Origin of the sequence: Sulfurovum sp., from assembly GCF_041562805.1 — a bacterium.
Classification (GTDB): domain Bacteria; phylum Campylobacterota; class Campylobacteria; order Campylobacterales; family Sulfurovaceae; genus Sulfurovum.
Window position 1 is genome coordinate 1 of the sequence record NZ_JBFFOH010000292.1, and the last position, 1044, is coordinate 1044.

Annotated in this window: 2 protein-coding genes; one reads left to right on the forward strand and one right to left on the reverse strand. The window is 35.6% G+C overall.

Translation table 11 applies throughout. The annotated features are described in order from the left end of the window. Positions 1–250: 250 nt before the first annotated feature. A complete protein-coding gene (locus ABYK33_RS15875; protein ID WP_373034295.1) occupies positions 251–724 on the forward strand; it encodes a DUF2202 domain-containing protein in 474 nt (157 codons plus the stop codon). Between the two features lie 43 nt (positions 725–767). On the opposite strand, the gene ABYK33_RS15880 is transcribed toward ABYK33_RS15875, so the two are convergent. After that, positions 768–1044: rhodanese-like domain-containing protein (locus ABYK33_RS15880; protein ID WP_373034296.1), on the reverse strand; the 277-nt coding region annotated here is incomplete at its 5' end.

Here is a 1044-nt window from a genome sequence, read left to right on the forward strand (position 1 = left end):
AATTTATTAAGTGCTACAATGATATTAGTGTAGTATGCTACCCTAAAGATTATATTTATTTACTGTTTTTATCACAGCTATTTTTGCCGTGATACTCGATGCAATACCCCCTTTTTACCTCTTTCATACTTTATTGGAATTTATTACACTCTGGCTTCTACTAGAATTCAGGTTTTTATCTTCATTCATACTTCATACTTATTGTTTATAATAGGGCTGTAATTAAAAATGAATAAAAAGGATTACTATCATGAGTATAAAGCCTAATACTAATAATGTACTGACTGAAGAACAAAAAGATATGCTTTTTTTCATTTATCAAGAAGAAAAAGTAGCTAGAGATGTGTATATCACATTGGGTAAGATCTATCACAATGAAAATATTGTTGCATTGATCCGAAATGCAGAGCAAAGACACATAGATTCTGCACGAGAACTGTGTGATACGTATGGTGTTAAAACATCACATGTGGATGAAGATGCTATAGGTAAGTTTGATTCACTGGTACTTCAAACGCTTTATGATGCATGTATAGAACAAGGTGGAAAATCACTCCTTGATGCATTGGAAGTGGGTGAGTTTATTGGTAATACAGAAATAGATGATCTAGAACATGCCTCTGTAGGTATGCCAAGTGATGTGGTTGATGTATATGAAACCCTTAAAATAGGCAATTTAAACCATTTAAATGCTTTCCAGGCAGCGATGTATAGAGCAGCATAAAGGTCTGGAGCGTTGCTTTTGTAACGTTGTGAAAAATAAGGAGTTACTTTAATTTTTGAAGAGCATCCATAAATCTTTTAGCTTTGTCACCGCGTAAGTTCTCTGCAAGGCCTATGAGTCCATCAGTAAGGTACTTTGCCTTAATTCCTTGTGAACGTAGATACACCATAGCAAGGATTGCCCTGTCTTTATGAGGGCAGGCCATCACGACAGTTTTTGTTTTGTCGATCTCTTTAAGTCTATGGGGAAGTTCGTTGAGTGGTATATTGATAGACGGTCCCACCTTCCATGCAGCATACTCTTCTGGAAATCGTATATCG